Source organism: Luteibacter sp. P4_E6 (assembly GCF_056401535.1).
In genome coordinates this window covers 1-1337 of record NZ_JBFUJE010000798.1, presented here as the reverse complement: position 1 = coordinate 1337, position 1337 = coordinate 1, and the positions used below count along the sequence as shown (strand labels likewise).

Annotated in this window: 1 protein-coding gene; it reads left to right on the top strand. The window is 62.6% G+C overall.

The window, feature by feature from the left end; genetic code table 11:
- Positions 1-1337: helicase-related protein (locus AC1DT2_RS23585; RefSeq protein ID WP_477299111.1), on the top strand; the 1337-nt coding region annotated here is incomplete at both ends.

Below are 1337 nucleotides of genomic sequence, written 5' to 3'. Positions count from 1 at the left end.
CCTTTCCATCTTCGATCCGCTCACCGGCGAGGTCCTGCGCAAGGTACCTCGCTATACGGTGTACCCGAAGACGCACTACGCCAGTACACGTCAAAGCGTGCTCAATGCGATGGAGACGATCAAGGTCGAGCTCTCTGAACGGCTCGAGCAGCTGTATCGGGACAACAAGCTCGTGGAGGCGCAGCGCCTCGAACAACGCACGCGCTTCGATCTCGAGATGATGGCCGAGGTTGGCTTCTGCCAGGGTATCGAGAACTACTCGCGGCACATGACGCGGCGTGGTCCCGGTGAGCCGCCGCCGACGCTGTTCGACTACCTGCCACCCGATGCCTTGATGGTGGTGGACGAATCGCACGTGACCGTGCCGCAGCTTGGCGCGATGTACAAAGGCGATCGCTCGCGCAAGGAGACGCTGGTGGAGTTCGGTTTCCGCCTGCCCTCGGCGATGGATAACCGGCCGCTGCGTTTCGAAGAATGGGAGCGCCGTGCGCCGCGTGCGATTTACGTGTCGGCCACACCTGCGAAGTACGAGCTCGAGCGCGCGGACGACAACCCGGTGGAGCTGGTTGTGCGACCCACCGGCCTGATCGATCCGGAAGTCGAAGTGCGCCCCGTCCGCACCCAGGTGGATGACCTGCTTGGCGAGATTCGCCTGCGCGTGGCGATGGGAGATCGCGTACTCGTGACGACGCTGACGAAACGCATGTCGGAGAACCTCACGGACTACCTTTCCGAGCACGATGTGAAGGTGCGCTATCTTCATTCGGACATCGAYACGSTGGAGCGYAYSGAGATCATCCGCGATCTTCGCCTSGGCGMSTTCGAYGTGCTGGTSGGYATCAACCTGCTGCGTGAGGGTCTGGATATGCCCGAAGTCTCGCTCGTCGCGATCCTGGATGCCGACAAGGAAGGYTTCCTGCGYTCGSAMMSCTCGYTGATCCAGACCATCGGCCGCGCCGCGCGTAACGTGCGTGGCAAGGCCATTCTCTACGCCGACGAGATCACCGGTTCGATGAAGATCGCGATGGAGGAGACGGCCCGTCGCCGCGAGAAACAGATCGAGTACAACGCGGCTCACGGCATCACGCCGACGACCGTGGTGCGGCGCATCGCCGACATCATGGAGGGCGCACGTTCCGACTTCGGTTCGCGCGGCAAGGSCAAACGCGGGAAGGAGGCGAAAAAGGTGGCTGAAGAAGCGACCGACTACGGCTCACTCACGCCGGAGCAGGCCGGCTCGGCCATCAAGAAACTCGAAACGCGGATGTACAAGCACGCCCAGAACCTCGAATTCGAGGAGGCGGGCAAGATCCGCGACGAGATCCACCGGCTCAGGG